The organism is Billgrantia aerodenitrificans, assembly GCF_021404405.1.
GTDB lineage: Bacteria > Pseudomonadota > Gammaproteobacteria > Pseudomonadales > Halomonadaceae > Halomonas > Halomonas aerodenitrificans.
Genome location: NZ_JABFTV010000002.1, coordinates 40,032 through 57,111, shown reverse-complemented (window position 1 = coordinate 57,111; position 17,080 = coordinate 40,032). Strand labels below are relative to the sequence as shown.

At 56.2% G+C, this 17,080-nt stretch carries 14 protein-coding genes; 5 read left to right on the top strand and 9 right to left on the bottom strand.

The window, feature by feature from the left end:
- Nucleotides 1-195: 195 nt before the first annotated feature.
- From HOP59_RS03590 to HOP59_RS03560, 7 genes are all read right to left on the bottom strand, one after another.
- Entirely contained in the window at nucleotides 196-888 is a 693-nt protein-coding gene (locus HOP59_RS03590; protein ID WP_234252840.1) for an RraA family protein, read from the bottom strand.
- 25 nt (nucleotides 889-913) lie between these two features.
- Nucleotides 914-2,221 carry a TRAP transporter large permease gene (locus HOP59_RS03585; RefSeq protein WP_234252839.1) on the bottom strand — a complete coding sequence of 436 codons (1,308 nt, stop codon included), beginning with the start codon at nucleotides 2,219-2,221 and terminating at the stop codon, nucleotides 914-916.
- Nucleotides 2,218-2,721: a TRAP transporter small permease gene (locus HOP59_RS03580; RefSeq protein ID WP_234252838.1), complete on the bottom strand. Its 504-nt coding sequence runs from the start codon at nucleotides 2,719-2,721 to the stop codon at nucleotides 2,218-2,220. The genes HOP59_RS03585 and HOP59_RS03580 overlap by 4 nt, the downstream gene beginning before the upstream one ends.
- Nucleotides 2,722-2,784: 63 nt before the next feature.
- Nucleotides 2,785-3,783: a TRAP transporter substrate-binding protein gene (locus HOP59_RS03575; protein WP_234252837.1), complete on the bottom strand. Its 999-nt coding sequence runs from the start codon at nucleotides 3,781-3,783 to the stop codon at nucleotides 2,785-2,787.
- Nucleotides 3,784-3,837: 54 nt separating this feature from the next.
- Nucleotides 3,838-5,805 carry an aconitase family protein gene (locus HOP59_RS03570; protein ID WP_234252836.1) on the bottom strand — a complete coding sequence of 656 codons (1,968 nt, stop codon included), beginning with the start codon at nucleotides 5,803-5,805 and terminating at the stop codon, nucleotides 3,838-3,840.
- 196 nt (nucleotides 5,806-6,001) lie between these two features.
- Nucleotides 6,002-6,904, bottom strand: a complete 903-nt coding sequence (locus HOP59_RS03565; protein ID WP_234252835.1) for a LysR family transcriptional regulator — start codon at nucleotides 6,902-6,904, stop codon at nucleotides 6,002-6,004.
- A 40-nt stretch (nucleotides 6,905-6,944) separates the two neighbouring features.
- On the bottom strand, nucleotides 6,945-7,832 hold the full coding sequence (locus tag HOP59_RS03560; protein WP_234252834.1) for a LysR family transcriptional regulator: 888 nt from the start codon (nucleotides 7,830-7,832) through the stop codon (nucleotides 6,945-6,947).
- Between the two features lie 148 nt (nucleotides 7,833-7,980).
- On the opposite strand from HOP59_RS03560, the gene HOP59_RS03555 reads away from it, so the two are divergent.
- The 3 genes from HOP59_RS03555 to HOP59_RS03545 all read left to right on the top strand — a co-directional run bounded on the left by HOP59_RS03555 (nucleotide 7,981) and on the right by HOP59_RS03545 (nucleotide 13,320).
- Complete coding sequence (locus HOP59_RS03555; RefSeq protein ID WP_234252833.1) at nucleotides 7,981-11,514, top strand: indolepyruvate ferredoxin oxidoreductase family protein; 3,534 nt, start codon at nucleotides 7,981-7,983, stop codon at nucleotides 11,512-11,514.
- Nucleotides 11,515-11,622: 108 nt separating this feature from the next.
- Entirely contained in the window at nucleotides 11,623-12,792 is a 1,170-nt protein-coding gene (locus tag HOP59_RS03550) for an isovaleryl-CoA dehydrogenase (RefSeq protein WP_234252832.1), read from the top strand.
- 264 nt (nucleotides 12,793-13,056) lie between these two features.
- Nucleotides 13,057-13,320 (top strand): cupin domain-containing protein, encoded by a 264-nt coding sequence (locus tag HOP59_RS03545; protein ID WP_234252831.1) that lies wholly within the window; start codon nucleotides 13,057-13,059, stop codon nucleotides 13,318-13,320.
- Between the two features lie 24 nt (nucleotides 13,321-13,344).
- On the opposite strand, the gene HOP59_RS03540 is transcribed toward HOP59_RS03545, so the two are convergent.
- Together HOP59_RS03540 and HOP59_RS03535 are read right to left on the bottom strand one after the other, a co-directional pair.
- The gene (locus HOP59_RS03540) at nucleotides 13,345-13,488 is read right to left on the bottom strand and encodes a hypothetical protein (protein ID WP_234252830.1); all 144 of its coding nucleotides are present in this window, start codon (nucleotides 13,486-13,488) and stop codon (nucleotides 13,345-13,347) included.
- A gap of 4 nt (nucleotides 13,489-13,492) precedes the next feature.
- Nucleotides 13,493-14,467 (bottom strand): LysR substrate-binding domain-containing protein, encoded by a 975-nt coding sequence (locus HOP59_RS03535; protein WP_234252829.1) that lies wholly within the window; start codon nucleotides 14,465-14,467, stop codon nucleotides 13,493-13,495.
- 367 nt (nucleotides 14,468-14,834) lie between these two features.
- On the opposite strand from HOP59_RS03535, the gene HOP59_RS03530 reads away from it, so the two are divergent.
- Together HOP59_RS03530 and HOP59_RS03525 are read left to right on the top strand one after the other, a co-directional pair.
- The gene (locus HOP59_RS03530) at nucleotides 14,835-15,725 is read left to right on the top strand and encodes a dihydrodipicolinate synthase family protein (protein ID WP_234252828.1); all 891 of its coding nucleotides are present in this window, start codon (nucleotides 14,835-14,837) and stop codon (nucleotides 15,723-15,725) included.
- Nucleotides 15,726-15,749: 24 nt separating this feature from the next.
- A complete protein-coding gene (locus tag HOP59_RS03525) occupies nucleotides 15,750-17,078 on the top strand; it encodes an NAD(P)/FAD-dependent oxidoreductase (protein WP_234252827.1) in 1,329 nt (442 codons plus the stop codon).
- Nucleotides 17,079-17,080 lie beyond the last annotated feature (2 nt).

The following is a 17,080-nucleotide window of genomic DNA, read 5'->3' as shown; positions in this document are numbered from 1 at the left end:
CGAAGAAGGAGCCCAGGAAAACGGTAGAAAATACTGCTTAACTTTAGAGAGCCCACGGGGGATGTGCCAGGCGAATACCATCACTGCACAAACTTCTTAACTATAGACAGCCAATGGAGGCCTTGTCGGGCGAATACCTTTCACTGCACAAATTTAAGACCGCCTCTTAGCAGACTAGGCAAAGATTTCACCTAACTACGTCCTTAACCAGCGCAAATGAGAGGTTAAGTCAGAAAGATTCACGGCACCATCATTTTCTTTCAGCCTTTCTTCTTTCAGCTTGTATTCTTCTGCCATAGAAATTAAATCTTGAGCATGTTCTTTTGGCACTATCACTACGCCGTCCTGATCTGCTAAAACAAAATCACCCGGCCTTATTTTTACAACGCCCCCTGCCTGAGCCGGAAGGGTGACTGTAATACTTTTTTCAAAGATTGCCCAACGTTTTCCGCCATTTACCGGAGTTAGTCCAGCCGCCCGGACCGGCAAGCCTATCTCAGCTAGTGCCTGACTATCCCTAGCATAGCCATCCGTGATAAATCCCAAGCAGCCATTCTGCTTTAGCCTACCCGCAATGCGGTCACCTAGAAGAGCTCCCGATGTAAATCCCTGAGCTGACAATACCAGCACACTGTCGCAAGTATCGATATTTGTGAGTTCATAAGGGCCCTGAAAAAAGCCAGCAGGAACTTGAGTTTGAAGGAAGGGGCGCGCCCCCCCCTGAACGCAAACGGCTGGACCGCAGAAGGCCTCGCTGGAACCCAAAGCAAGTAGCCCAGATTTAATGACCTGGCTTGGAAAGCCAGTTTCATCAAGTACATCACTTAACACAGCACTTCCAACATATTTAAAAGCTTCCGACAATCCAGCATCTGTCACATACGGCATCACTCGACCTCCACAGTCAAAATTATTATCGACCCTGGACACCCAGAACCAGATCAGGCAGTCCGGTAGATAATACCGGAACAAGTGTCAGGACAGCCAGCACTAACAATCCGACTACAAAAAATACCGTCACCCCTCGTGTGCCTTCTTCTATCGAAACACCACCGATCTTTGAAGCCAACGCCAACACTATACCTATTGGCGGCGTGATCAGTCCTAGGCAAAGATTGACAGTAATTATCACACCAAAATGTATTGGATCTATACCCAACCCGACTGCGATGGGGAAAAGAACCGGAAGCAGCATGACCTTTGCAGCATTCACCTCCATAAAAGTACCAACAAACAAAAGCAGAATATTAAGTAGCAAGAGGAAGAGCAGAGGAGAGCGGATAGTATCCTGCATCCAGCCAGCCAAAGTATTCGGAATATGATGAGAAGAGAGAATCCAGGCAAACAATGCCGCAGCCGCGAGAATGATCATAACTGAAGCAGTCATTCTGACACTAGATCTCACTGCATCAATCAAAGCCTTGACACTAAGGTCGCGATATATAAATACGCTAACAATGAGAGCATAAATCACTGCCAACACAGAAGCTTCAGTTACCGTGAAAACCCCCATTCGAATACCAAAAAGAATAATAACAGGCATCATGATGGCAGGGAGCGCTTTCCAAAAAGTTAGCGCAATCTCACTAATTGAGGCCGGATTCGAAGTGGGATAACCTCTCTTTTTTGCAATATAGTAAGCTGTTATCATCAAGGCTGAGGCCCAGAACAGGCCAGGCACGATGCCTGCAACGAACATTCTCATCACAGACTGATCGGTAATAAATGCATAGACAATCCAAGCAATGGAAGGTGGAATGAGTGGAGAAATAGGAGAAGAAGCTGCTGTCAACCCAATCGAAAATTTCTTGTCATACCCTGCCTGAACCATGGCCGGAATATAAGTGCGCCCCATGGCACTGGTATCCGCCACGGCAGAGCCAGATACTCCACCAAACATTAGTGAAGACATGACATTACTAATAGCCAGACCACCAGTGAAACGACCTACCAGTGCGTTTGCAAAATCAATAAGCCTACGACTTAAACCACCTGCCACCATGATAGAACCAGCCAAAAGGAAAAAAGGGATGGCCATCAGGGAGAAGCTGTCCATGCCAGAATAGATTCTCTGGGCTGCAATTACCGGATTTATGTGTCCTTGTAAAAAAATGACCGTAAAGGAAGCCAGTATTATGGCAAAAGCCACTGGCAAACCAATAGCAATCAATAGCACCATAGCACCGGCAAGCACCAGCCCAACCATTTCGATGCTCATCATGCGGTCTCCTTAGGATGCTTACAGCACTGAAAATTTAAGCTACCCAACCTGGATAGGAGAAGCACTAAGGCAATCAGAAAGGCGCCAACAGGAATTGCATAATAAGGGTAGGACATGGGGACCCCCAAGCCTGAAGAAGAGGTTCGCCCCCCAAACTCAGCCAGCTTAATACCGTAATAACCCAGCAAACCACACATTCCGATAGTCAACAGATCGCGAACAAACCCAACAGCTAGCTTGAGCTTTCCTGATAGTTTATCAAAAAGGTATTCCACTGATATGTGACCATCATGTTCTTTAATCAAAGAAGCTGACCCCAGCATGGTCAACCAGACAATCAGGAACCTGGCAAGCTCCTCAGACCAGAATGTTGGGCTATTCAATATATAGCGAGCAAAGACTTGGTAGCTGATGGATGCTAGCATAACCAATAAAATTGCCATACAGAGATAATCAATAGCATCGGCAAGTCTGGTAGCCAGTCGTGTCAGTAAATTCATTGGCACCCTCTTATCGGCAGCAGCCCTCCCCAAGGAGGAGGGCTTGGAAAGCTTCCATTATCCCTAGGTGTCCGCGGAAATACGCTCTACCCAAGGCGCCAAATGCGGAAACTCATCGACCATAGGCTGGATTTTTTCGCGAAACTCATCAAGATTAGGACGAATGATTGTTACACCCAATCTCTCGAGCTCTGCCTCAAGCTCCGCAATCTGCTTGAGACTTTCTTGCGACCCCCATTCCATGGCGTTTCTGCCTTCTTCACGAAGAATTTCCTGAAGCTCCGGAGAGAATGATTCAAAGCGTGCATTATCAAACAAAAATGTATAAGCACTATGGACATGCCCCGTCATTACCACATAATCCGCTGCCTCGTGATAACGGGACCGAAGGTGGGCCTCAAGAGGATTTTCAACTGCATCTATAATTCCCTGTTGCAGACCAGTATATACCTCACCTGACCCCATAGGGATTGGGCTAGCACCAAGAATTTCCCAGGTTTTTCTGAAAATACGAATTTCAGGAACACGAATCCGCAAACCAGACAAGTCGTCCACTGATTCAACGGGGCGCTTGGATGCCATTTCCCTAGCACCACGGTAGCCGGCACCAATCAGCGTAAACCCTGTTTTATTAGATATTTCTTGATAAATCTCATCCCCTAGTGAGCCAGAAAACACTTCTAGAAAATGGTCAGCGTCTCTGAACAGATAGGGGTATGATTCAATTGCCGCAATATCATCATACGGCTCCAATGAAGCAATTACTGTTTGAACTATATCATTGGCCCCGATCTGTAGTGCCTCAACACTTTCGCGAACGGATCCGGTGGTACCTGAATGGGCAATTTCAATCTTTACGTTGCCATCTGTTCGTTCAGCAACACCGTCAGAAAATCGCTGCGCAGCCTCGTACCAAAGATTGTCCGGAGAGGCTATCGTGGCCAATTGGAGTGTTGCTCTTTCAACAGCCAGTGCACTGGCTGATGCACCAAAAAAGCTCGCAACCAATCCAAATACAACCGCTGATTTTAGATGTTTTTTTCTTTCGCTAGCGCTATACATAATCTCACCTTTATAGTTGTGGTGTTTTCTGCCCAATTGAATCTATAATGCAACTCAGCCCTTTCTGCCTTCCTTTTCCTGAACTTTAATTTTCATTACTTCTAAAAATGTTCCAATGCGCCCTAACAATGCGCTGGCCGCTACTGTGTAGGGACTTGCCAGCCAGACTCCACCCGGTCCGGAACGGCCTGGAAAATTTCTGTTGATAGCACTAATTGTGACTTGATCTGAACGAGTTGAAGAGCCGGGGCCACAATTTGCGCAGGCCCCGCAACCTGGCATGATAAGAGTGACTCCCATCTGTTCAAAGGTGTTGAGATAGCCTTTCTCCTCGCAGTATTTCTTTACATCTAGCGTACCGAACTGCAAGTAAAATTTAGTATGCTCAGGTATCCTTAATCCGTTTTCCAGGCCCCAAGCCAAGACCTCATGATAACAATCAAAGTCATCTCGCTTCCCGGCCGTACAAGAACCTCCGTAAGCAATATCAATTGGAATCAGTTTCTTGAGCTCATCGGCATGTAGTCCATTACCCGGATCCCCAGGACTTGCTAACATCGGCCCAAGCTCATTAACATTAAGGCTCAGGGTCTCCTTATAGTCAGCCCCCGGATCACTGCGCATCCAGCCTTCGATCTCGAAGTCGATGCCACGCCGCTCATGCAGGAATGCTTGCGTGACCTCATCGGGTTCGACGATCCCGGTCAATCCCCCCATTTCGGCCACCATATTGGTCAGGGTGGCTCTCTCATCGATAGACATCTTCCGCACGGCAGAACCGCCATACTCGAACACCAGTCCAATAGCCCCACCGCTTTTGATGGGCTCCTGCGTTAGTAGGTGAAGCACGATGTCCTTAGCCGTAACACCAGGCTTTAGCTCACCCATAAGCTCAATGCGCAGCGTTTCTGGTTTCTTGCAGCGGATGTAGCCAGTCACCCAACTGTTGGCAATGTCGGTGGCTCCGGCCCCAAAAGCAAAACATCCCAGCGCCCCCGAGTGAGGTGTATGGGAATCCGTACCGACTACCACCTCACCAGGGAGTGCATAGCGTTCCGCCATCAGCGCGTGGCAGATCCCCTCAGAACCGTTCGCCTCTTTCAGAACACCATGGGCCTTCACCTTGTAGCGCTGGACGAACTGATCATGCCCACTGGCCAGGTTGGCAACCCCGGGCAAAAGTCCCTTCGTCACGTGTGGGTGACTTTCAGAAGCCAGGACCAAGTGGTCCTGAAATGCGATGATTCTTTCCGGTCGTTCGAGGCTCACCTCATCCCCGAAAGCATTGTGTATTAGGTGAGCGCACATGCCAGTGAAGTAGTCGTGGCTGAAGCGCCAATCGGCGGCAACGAAGATGCCTTCGCCACGCTGGCTGTCGGAAAACTCTGGATGCAAGTGGCGCTGGATGATCTTCTCGATCAGCGTCAGGGGTTGCTCAGCTCTCTCATGTCCCTGCACGCTCTCGACCCGAGGCCACTGCTTGGACTTGCTGTAGGCCAGCAGACCACCATGCCGAATGATCTCTTGGGTCACTGCATCGCGACCCTCAAGGAACGCCTCGATGGGAATCGCTTCACCTGAAGCAAGCTTGTCCAACAAAGAGAAGTCGGTTGAGGTTAGGATGCCGATATTGTCACAGTTCTGCAGATAGATTCGCTCGAAGCTCTCGGCAATGATCAAGCGGATGCCTGCTGAAAGTTCTGCCAACGGGCTGGACTCGCGCGACGACCCCTTGCCATACCGTTTGCCCGCCACCGTGACGGCGAAGCCACCCTCACGTATCGCCTGCTCGGGAATGGGTAGCCGCTCTCCCGCCTTGAAGCCGACATAGGGGTAGCGACCGAGGCGCTCATCATAGACCAGCATGATCGTCGTCGGCGTGATCTCATCTGTCGAAACGTTGTCGCGCAGCGGCCCCGCGGTATCAAGGTCGATGGGATGACCAGCCAATTGGTGATCAATCTTTTCGGGATCTTCCGAGAGATAGAGTACTCGGCCAGTGATCGGTACTGTACGTTGCATGGCGTCCTCCTGAAGCTGAACTCAAGGCTAGCAGCAACGTCACCGCAGGAGGCGTGCCATTTCCGAAGCGCAGGCATCACGATTTATCAGCCCCTGATATCTTATACTTTAGGCTCTAAGACTTTAGTGCATACAGCTCGGCTGATTAACAAATACTGATATAGCTTCCTCGGTATCAAGAAGGTCGAGAACACTTTTAGGCACCTTCCGCAAGGAATTCGACCAGTTTGCTCGCCGATGCGGAGAGTGCTGCACCGGCATTATGGACTATCACTTGCTGCCGAAGCGCCCAATCATCCTTGAGTGGTACCACCGCAACATCAAGGGTATTGACATACATTTCACCGACCAGGTGGGGTACCACTGCAATACCCAGGCCCGCATCTACCATGCGACATAGCGCATCCAGACTGGTAACGCCAATGGTCACATTCAAGGATTGCGACAAAGCCTTTGCCTTAGTATTCAATAGCGCTGTCAATGCACTGTCGCCTCGAAGCGCCACGAAGGAATCTTCGAGTAGGGACGAAAAGCTGGTCTGCGCCACCCCGGCCTGGGCATGGCTTCGGGACATGATTACTGATAGTCGATCGGCACGGTAATTCAGCTTGGTGAAGTTATCAGTTTCGGGGATATCGTTACAAATACCGAAATCGACTTCCCCCCGCGCCACCATATCGATGACCTCAATGGTGTTCTGCTCTTCCAGCTCGACACGGACATCGGGAAACATACGTTTGAACGATGCTATATCTTCAGGGAGAAACTGGACGATAGATGAAAGGTTGGCGGAAATCTTAACCGTACCCCGAATGCCAGAGAAAAAGCTCGACAGCTCGGCACCCAGCGATTCCAGGCTTGCCAGCACATCCTCAGCATGCCTGAGGACCACCTCCCCCGCGGGCGTTACCGATATTCCGCGGTGATGTCGTATCAGCATTGGTAAACCTACGGTCGACTCAATCTCGGCAATGCGCCGACTGACGGCTGACGGCGTTATAAACTCACGAGCGGCTGCTCTAGCAATGTTTTTTTCTTGACACACTGCGACAAAAAGCCGTAGCGATGTCAAATCCAGCTTTTTGACGATGTTCTCCATCACTTATTATCCTTGTTACACGGGGCTCATCCCCGGTTACTCATGCACCGCTGGCCTGAATCAGAAAGCTCTGCAGCGCCTGCGTTGCTTCGTCGAAATCTGCATCATGTTGCCAGACCAGGCCCAATTCCATGGGTGGGACCTGATCATCCAGAGGGCGACAGCCAATCTTCCTGCCCTCCAGGGACCAAGGGCGATAGAGCATGTCAGAGAGAATCGTCACACCGAACCCATGCGCTACCAGCCCCCGCAGCGCCTCCATTGACGAGGTACGAAAGGCCACTCGTGGCTCCAGCCCGTGAGACTGCCAATAGCGAGTTGCCGAGATTTCACCCTCATCGACGGTTGCCATGATGTACGCCTGCTCCGCCACATCCTCCAGGGTGACGTTCGACCGGTGCATCAAGGGATGATCGGCAGCCAGCCAGAGCTGGCGTCTCGAGCGAATCAGCACATGATGCGCAAAGCTTTCTCGGCGGGTGGAATTAGACAGAATGACCAACCCAAGCTCGAGGTCCCCATCCAGTACGCGCCTTTCGATACCCTCTCGCTCCATGTCGATCAGCTCGACTTCGACCTCAGGAAAGCTGCGCTTGAAACGCGCTAGCAGGTTGGGGAGGAAATATCCAAGCACGGTGTAGGAAGCGCCAACGCGAACCGTGCCGCTGACGCTATGGCGTTGGAACCGAGGCTCGCTCAAGGCATCCTGCAGGGTATCGAGAATATGCCTGGCGTGCCGATAGAACTGGTGCCCCTCCGCCGTGAGTTCGACGCCATTGGGCTTGCGCTCGAAGAGCCGCACCCCCATGCGGTCTTCAAGCTGATGGACTGCTGCGGTGACCGCTGACTGCGACACATTAACCTTGGCCGCGGCCATCGAGAACTGGCGAGCCTCGCTGGCCGCCACGAAGTAGCGCAGTTGCCGCATCGACACATCATGAAGCTTAGACATAAAAAAAACAGATACCTGATAGATATTTTTATCGTTTTACAATACCCCTGCCGCTTCCTAGTCTCAAGCTCCATCAAACGCATCATTCACGAACAATCCGACTAGCGTCTGGCGGAGTTAGCTTATGAGCCTCCCTGCTTCAGCAAGCAAACCAAATAAAAACAAGTCATTGTGCCTTATCAATGGTGTCCAGGCCTTGGCCCGACTACCTGCCATTCAGCGCCAGCGTGACGCTGCTTCAGGGCTCAACACAGCTGGATTCATCTCAGGCTACCGGGGTTCACCGCTGGGCGGTCTAGACCAGGCCCTCTGGAAGAACAAAGCAGAGCTCAAGACGAACCACATTCACTTCCAGCCTGGCATCAACGAAGAACTGGCCGCCACCGCCATCTGGGGGAGTCAACAGGTCAACCTGTTCGAGGGTGCCAAGTACGATGGTGTCTTTGGCATGTGGTACGGCAAGGGTCCAGGCGTCGATCGCAGCGGGGACGTCTTCCGCCATGCTAACTCTGCAGGGACCTCGCAGCATGGCGGTGTGCTAGCTATCGCAGGCGACGATCACGCTTCTCGCTCCTCCTCCCTGGCGCACCAGACCGAGCAGGTCTTCCAGGCTGTCATGATGCCGACTCTCGCTCCGGCAGATGTTCAGGAATATCTTGATTATGGGATCCACGGCTGGGCAATGTCGCGCTACTCCGGCTGCTGGGTCGCGCTCAAGGCCGTGGCTGACACCGTCGAAAGCGGTGCCGTCGTCGATGTCGATCCCTGGCGGGTCGATACCCATTTACCCGACGACTTCGTCCTACCCGAGCACGGACTCGGAATTCGCTGGCCCGATCCCCCCCTGGACCAGGAAGCTCGCCTGGCGCAATACAAGCTGCGCGCCGCCCAGGCCTATGCACGCGCCAATCGGCTTGATCGAGTCACGCTCGACGCCCCCGGGGCGCGGATCGGCATCGTCACCTCGGGCAAGTCCTATCTGGATGTCTGCCAGGCACTCGACAGTCTGGGAATCGACACGGAGGGAGCCCAGCGACTCGGCCTGCGACTCTACAAGGTAGGTATGGTCTGGCCTCTGGAGCCCGAGGGGATTCGCCAGTTCGCTACTGGGCTCGATGAGATCATCGTCGTAGAGGAGAAGCGCGCCTTTCTCGAACAACAGCTCAAGGAGGTGCTCTTCTCTCTTGAGGAGAGCGTACGCCCGCGTGTCGTCGGTAAGTCGGATGGAAGCCAGGTGGTTGCCGATCACTGGCTGCTGCCTGAGTGCGGCGAGCTCTCCTACCTAGACATCGCCAGCGTCTTGGTGGCTCGGCTTCTCGAGCATCGCGAAGACTCAGAGTTGCAAGCCCGTCTTGACACGCTGCTGGCACGTCGCTATGAGCCAGACCAGCTTGCTGCCTCGGGGATGCAACGGGTACCCCACTACTGCTCGGGCTGTCCCCACAACACCTCCACCAAGGTCCCCGAGGGCAGCCGCGCTCTCGCTGGGATCGGCTGCCACTTCATGGCCGCCTGGATCTATCCGGAGACTCAAACCTTCTCCCAGATGGGGGGCGAAGGAGCGGCCTGGATCGGCCAAGCCCCCTTTACCGAGACTCGCCATGTCTTCGCTAACCTGGGTGATGGCACCTACTTCCATTCTGGTCTTCTGGCGATCCGTGCCGCCGTCGCAGCCAAGGCGCCGATCACCTACAAGATTCTCTACAACGATGCCGTCGCCATGACCGGTGGCCAGCCAGTGGATGGCACCCTGACGGTGCCGCAGATCTCCCGGCAACTGGCCGCCGAAGGGGTCAAGCGCATCGTCGTGGTCAGCGATGACACGGACAAGTACGCCAAGATCAGCGGGCTGGCCGATGGCGTGCCGGTACGCCATCGCAGCGAGATGGCGGCGATCCAGCGCGAACTGCGCGAGTATCCAGGGGTCTCGGCGATCATCTATGACCAGACCTGTGCCGCCGAGAAGCGCCGCCGACGCAAGCGGAAGCAGTATCCCGATCCGCCACGCCGGGTGATGATCAACGACGCAGTCTGCGAAGGGTGCGGGGACTGCAGCCGTCAGTCGAACTGCATGTCGGTGGTCTCGGTCGAGACCGAATTCGGCGCCAAGCGTACGATCGATCAGTCCTCATGCAACAAGGATTTCAGCTGCCTCGATGGCTTCTGCCCCAGTTTCGTCACGGTGGAGGGCGGCCAGCTGCGCAAGGGTAGCCCGTCCTATGATAACCCGGCTGCTGTTGCGCTCCCGACGCCGACGCTAGCGCCGCTGGATACGCCTTACAACATCCTGATCACCGGCATCGGCGGCACCGGGGTCGTGACCATCGGGACGTTGCTTGGTCTGGCGGCACATCAGCAAGGCCTGGGAGTCGTGTCCCTGGACATGACCGGCATGGCCCAGAAAGGCGGGGCGGTCTGGTCCCATGTGCGCCTGGCCATGACTCAAGAGGTGCTGCATGCCCCCCGCATCGGCCCAGGCGAAACCGACCTGCTGATCGGTGGCGACCTGGTCGTGAGTGCCGATGACGAGACCTTGTCGAAACTGCAATCCGAACGGACGTCGGTCGTACTCAACCTGGCCGAAAGTATTACCAGCACTTTCATCCGCCGCTATGCTCAGCAGGCCACCAGCGGCGATCTGGAAGCCAACCCGGACCCTCGCTTCGAGAGCGATCGAATGTATCAGCGCCTGATGGAGCGAGTCGGTCGGGCAAACCTGTATTCGCTAGATGCCAGTACCCTGGCGACCCGACTGATGGGCGACTCCATCGCCACTAATACTTTCCTGCTCGGGGTGGCCTATCAGAAAGGGCTGTTACCCTTCACCGAGTCCTCTCTGCTGCACGCGATCGAAACACTTGGTACGGCGGTGGACTTCAACAAGAATAGCTTCCAATGGGGGCGTCGGGCCGCCCATGACCTCGAGGAGGTCCAGCGTCTCACCCGGCCAAAGAGCAGCAGCGACACTCAACCAGGGATCTCCCGAACCCTGGACGAAGTGATCGAGCGCCGGCAGGAACAACTGGTCGCCTATCAGAATGCCGCCTATGCCAAGCGATACACCAACAGGGTGCAACGGATCCGGAAACTGGAGATGAGCCTTCAGCCCCATGCCATGGGTCTGACGGAGGCCGTCGCTCGCCACTATTTCAAGTTGCTTGCCTACAAGGATGAGTATGAAGTGGCGCGTCTATACACCGATCCCAAGTTTATGGAGCAGATCCACGCTACCTTCGAGGGCGACTTCAAGCTCAACTTCCACCTCGCGCCACCGCTGTGGGCACATGGCAAGGCAGGTAAAGCTCCCAAGAAGCGAAGCTATGGCCCTTGGATGATGGCGGCCTTCAAGCTGCTGGCACGCCTGAAGTTCCTGCGCCAGACCCCGTTCGATCCCTTCGGACATACGCAGGACCGGAAGTTTGAGAAAACGTTGCTCAAGGACTATGAACGGTTGCTGGATACCCTGGAAGCCGAATTGACCGACCAAAACCACTCCACGGCAATCAAGCTTGCTTCCCTGCCCGATCGGATTCGCGGTTTTGGACCGGTGAAGGAACGGTACGCCCAGAGCGCCCAAGAGATGCAACAGCAACTCCTCCAGGAGTTTCGGAACCCGAAGTCCTCGGTGCAAAAAATCGATTGCTATGAAGTCAGCTGAGTGCCGTTTGCCATCGGGACACTCTCTCTCCCGATGGCATTTTTTTCCTATTTTAGCCACTCGACTTATTAGCACAGAAACAATAACAGTAGTTATTCAGGAGGTTACATGCTTCTTTCCTACAAGCCCCTCGACTTCGGCCTCGACGACGAACTCAACATGTTGCGCGATCAGGTGAACGCCTTCGCCCGCGACGAGATCGCCCCGCGCGCCGCCGAGATCGACGAGAAGAACGAGTTCCCCAACGACCTGTGGCAGAAGTTCGGCGACATGGGCCTGCTCGGCATCACCGTGCCGGAAGAGGACGGCGGCACCGGCATGGGCTACCTGGCGCACTGCATCGCCATGGAAGAGATTTCCCGGGCCAGCGCCTCGGTGGGCCTCTCCTACGGCGCGCATTCCAACCTGTGCGTGAACCAGCTCAAGATCAACGCCAATGCCGAGCAGAAGGCCAAGTACCTGCCCAAGCTGATCAGCGGCGAGCACATCGGCGCGCTGGCCATGTCAGAGCCGGGCGCCGGTTCCGACGTGGTCTCCATGAAGCTGCGCGCGCGTCGCGAGGGCGATCACTACGTACTCAACGGCAACAAGATGTGGATCACCAACGGCCCCGACGCCGACGTGCTGGTGGTCTACGCCAAGACCGACCCGGAAGCCGGCTCCAAGGGCATCACCGCCTTCATCATCGAGAAAGGCATGCCCGGCTTCTCCACCGCACAGAAGCTCGACAAGCTGGGCATGCGCGGCTCCAACACCTGCGAGCTGGTGTTCCAGGACTGCGAGGTGCCGGTCGAGAACGTGCTGGGCGATGAGGGCAAGGGCGTGCGCGTACTGATGAGCGGCCTGGACTACGAGCGCACCGTGCTCGCCGCCGGCCCCATCGGCATCATGCAGGCGGCCATGGACGTCGTCGTGCCCTACGTTCACGAGCGCAAGCAGTTCAACCAGTCCATCGGCGAGTTCCAACTGGTACAGGGCAAGATCGCCGACATGTACACCACGCTGAATGCCTGCCGCGCCTACCTCTACGCGGTGGCGGCAGCCTGCGATCGCGGCCAGACTTCCCGCAAGGACGCCGCCGGCGTGATCCTCTACTGTGCGGAAAAGGCCACCCAGGTGGCGCTGGACGCCATCCAGCTGCTCGGCGGCAACGGCTACATCAACGAGTACCCCACCGGGCGCCTGCTGCGCGACGCCAAGCTCTACGAGATCGGCGCCGGGACCAGCGAGATCCGTCGTATGCTGATCGGCCGTGAGTTGTTCAATGAATCAAAATGAAAATGGCTGCGCTAGCTCGCACCTTCGTGAACACACATTGAGTTCGTGAACACACATTGAGCAAGGGAGCCGATAGATGGCCATCCTGAACACCCAAGTCAATCCGCGCAGCGACGGCTTCCACTTCAACGCCGGCGATACGGTGGGCCAGGGAGACGTGCTGCTGGAGTTCGCTGCAGAAGAGTGACGCAGCGCCGGAGCGACGCCACAGGGTCAGTTTTTCCCTTTCAACTCGTTGAAGTATTACTAGCCAGGAGAGTCACCATGCAAGACGAACTCAAAACCGGGTTTTCCCATGTCACTCCCCAGAACAGTGAATTTGTCGATGAGGGCCTTAGGAGCTTCTTTCAATACCGTGATCTCGGCATCTCAACCGCCACTGGCGGTGCTGTACTGGCACAGGTGGTAAGAGCCAAGAACGCACCTGACATAGGGACAGGGTGGCATCTTCATGAAGCCGATTTTCATCTCGTCTATATGCTCAAGGGATGGTCAAGATTTTCAGCACCAACATGTAGGGCCGCGTGATGCCGGGGATCTATTATTGGTACGTTAGGCATGGCGTAAGGTACCTGAATTGCGCTTCACAACTGCCAGACAGTCGACGAGGGCGGCAAAGGGCAGCAGCGTGAAGCGGTGCAGCAGGACGAAGCCCACGGAGAGGGGCGGCACCTCGGCAGGGCGCGGGTGGGGCACGCCGTCACGGGGAGACCCGGATGCAGCACTGGGCGGTGAACCACTCGCGGAACCGGCATAGCGTCTCGTCATCGGCCTTGTCCTCCCGATAGGCCAGGTAATGGCGCGTCTCTTCAAGCACCACTTGTTTATCGACCGGCCTGACCAACTTTCCCTGCTCGACGATCGGCCCCACCAGATGGTCCCAGCCCAAGGCCACACCCTGGCTGTTCAGCACCATCTGGATCAGCATATTGTAATCGTTGGCATTGAAATAATGGTGGCTATCGTGCGTGCGATCCTCGATATCAAGATGGTGGATCGCCAGCCACACCCCCCAATCCACGTGCTCGGCGACCTGGGAGCGACCGTAGGGACTCAGGTTCAGAAGCACACCGTCTCGCAGACCCTCAAGCGTCTGAATCTCGGGATGGGCCTCAAGATAATCCGGTGTACAGACTGGATAGATGACGTCATGAAACAGCGGCAGGCTGATATAGCCGTCCCGCACCCGCGACATCTTGGTGATGAAGATGTCCGGGTAGACCCCTGGCTCCAGGGCGAGGAAATTCTGGGTGGTGACCAGATTAAGGTCAATATCAGGGTTGTCACTGAAAAAACTCGGTAATCGGCGCGACATCCACAGCGCAGAGAATGCGGGAGAGCAGCACAGCGTCAGGGGGCGCCTAGCACTCGTCCCGTGGTCCTTGCGGATGCGATCGGCGGCCTGAGCAATGTTGATAAAGGAAAGCTGCGCCGCATCAAAGAAGATGGAGCCAGCCGTGGTCAGCTCTACCGAACGCCCCACCCGCTTGAACAAGGGCGTGCCCAGATAACCCTCCAGCTCACGAACCTGTCGGCTGATCGCTGCCTGGGTGACGCACAGGGCCTCGGCGGCACGGGTAAAATTCTGGTAGCGCGCCGCCGCCACGAAGGACTTCACCGCCCGCAGGGAAGGCATCTTGAGCAGCGTCTGGTCGGGGTCGGTGTGTTTTGTCATAACGTGAGCTCATCAACATTCTGAATAAAGTCGATTCCGCCGTGAAACAGACCGGCCTACTTTCGTGTAAGCGTGCAACAAGGCATTTCTGCCATCTAGGCTACCCCAAAGTCCCCGCGCGCAACAGCCACCCCACCCCGGTTAGTGGTCGATGAACGCTGCAGAGTCTCTGCGGAGCGGTCAGGTACCGCCCACACAGGGCCAACCGGACGAGGAGAAGGCACTTTTCAACCATAACATCCAGTCATTAATTGCCGGCAGAATAAGTTTCTTTGGCAGCAGCGCCGGACTGCTTACTCTGAATTAAGGCCAATTTCGGCTTCATCACCACGCCATATATAAATCTTCTTTACAAAAAGGTGAAAGCATGAACTTCGATGGCATCTGGACTCCCGTTGTCACTCCTTTTGCTGGCGACAATTCCATTCAGTTTGATGTGCTCGGCAAAGTGATTGACACTCTGATCGATCAGGGTGTTCACGGTTTGATCATTGGTGGAACCACCGGCGAGTACTATGCGCTTAGCAAGGACGATCGTAAGCGCGTCTTTGACTACGTCGCCGATCATGCCAAGGGGCGTATCCCGCTGATGGCCGGCATCAACGCCACCACCACGGAGGAAAGCCTGGAGTTGGGCCAGTATGCCAAGGCCTCCGGTTTCGATGCCCTGCTGGTGGCAGCCCCCTACTACTGCCAGCCGACCCAGGAGGAGCTGCTGGCCCACATTCGCGCTGTTGACGATGCCCTCGACCTGCCAATCATGCTCTATAACTTCCCTGATCGCACCGGCGTACCCATGTCTCTGGAGCTGATCCAGGCGCTGCGGGACCGGCCCAATATCCAGGCGATCAAGGAGAGCACCGGTTCGGTGGAACGCCTGCATGCGCTGGCCACTGAGTTCAGCGGTCAGCTTCAGCTCAGCTGCGGCATGGACGACCAGGTGCTGGAGTACTTCGTCTGGGGGGCTCGCAGCTGGGTCTGCGGCGCCTCCAACTTCCTGGCGCCGGAGCACGTGGCCCTGCACCGTGCCTGTGTGATCGAGAAGGACTTCGTCGCCGGCCGTGAGCTGGCCGCCCGCCTGCTGCCCATGCTCAACCTGCTGGAGCAGGGCGGTAAGTTCTGCCAGTACATCAAGTACGGCTGCGAAGTGGCCGGGCTGTCAGTCGGGCCGGCCCATCGCCCACTGCTGCCGTTGGACGAGGCAGAGAAGGCTGCCTTCCAGCGTACCTATGAGGCCCTGATCGCTCACCGCAGTTGACTCTAAGGCGGCGGAGGCCAAGCCATGCAGCTGACATGCAATTTCCTGCCCCAGAACGACGGCCGCTGCGGCTGGTACGAGATGCTACCGACGCCGCCGCCCGCCTCTCCCTTGAGGGGAAGGGCCAAGGCCGACTGGGTTGTGCTGGGAGCGGGGCTGGCCGGGCTCGCCGCGGCCCGACGCCTGGCCGAGCTACAGCCGGATGCCGCCATCGCCCTGGTGGATGCTCGGCGCGTCGGCTTTGGCGCTGCGGGGCGCAACTCGGGATTCATGATCGACCTGCCGCACGATCTGAGCTCTCACGATTACACCGGGGATCGCCACAAGGATCTTCAGCAGATTCGTCTCAACCGTGGGGCGATCGACTACATGCGTGGGATTGTGAAGCGTTACGCCATCGACTGTGACTGGCGCGAGCAGGGCAAGTTGCACGGCGCGGCGGAGGCCCGCGGTGAGCGTGCCTTGGAGGCCTTCGCCAGGGGCTTGACGACTCTCGGAGAGCCCTACCGCCTGCTCGACGCCCGGGAGATGCAGGCAGTGACGGGCACCGGCTTCTATCGAGCGGGCTTGCATGCTCCTGGTTGTGTGATGGTCCAGCCTGCCGCCCTGTCCCGGGGCCTGGGGGAAACACTGCCCGAGAACGTACAACTCTACGAGGACACGGCGGTTCGCGAGATCCGGGTCGGCAAGCCTCATGTTCTCGTCACCGATCAGGGGCAGCTCACGGCACCCGGCCTGATCCTCGCCAACAATGCCTACGCGGCTCACTTCGGTGCCCTTGGGCTCAAGGGGCGCATTCTGCCCGTCTACACCTACGGCAGCCTGACCCGTGAGTTGAGCCGCCCGGAGATCGCGGCGCTGGGCGGAGAGGAGAGCTGGGGGCTGATTCCGGCCGACCCCATGGGGACCACGGTGCGCCGCTTGAGCAATGGGCGCATCTGCATCCGCAACTCCTTTACCTACAACCCTAATGTCAAAGCTAGTGCGAACCAGCTGGCACGCGTGCGCGCCGCCCATTGGCGCTCGTTTGTGCGCCGTTTCCCGATGCTGACTGGGGTATCGCTGGAGTACACCTGGGGTGGTGCCCTGTGCCTCTCCCGCAACGGTGGCACCCCCTTTGGTGAGCTCGCACCCGGTGTGTTCAGTGCCGTCTGTCAGAACGGCTTGGGCCTGACCCGGGGCACCATCGCCGGAAAACTGATTGCCGAGTATGCCCTCGGCGTCGAGAGCGAACTGCTCGACATCATGCTCAATCAACCCAAGCCGGTCGGCAACCCGCCTGAGCCGCTGCTCGGCATCGGGGTGCGCTCCACCCTCGCCTGGAAAGAGTGGCAGGCCGGCATCGAACGATGATT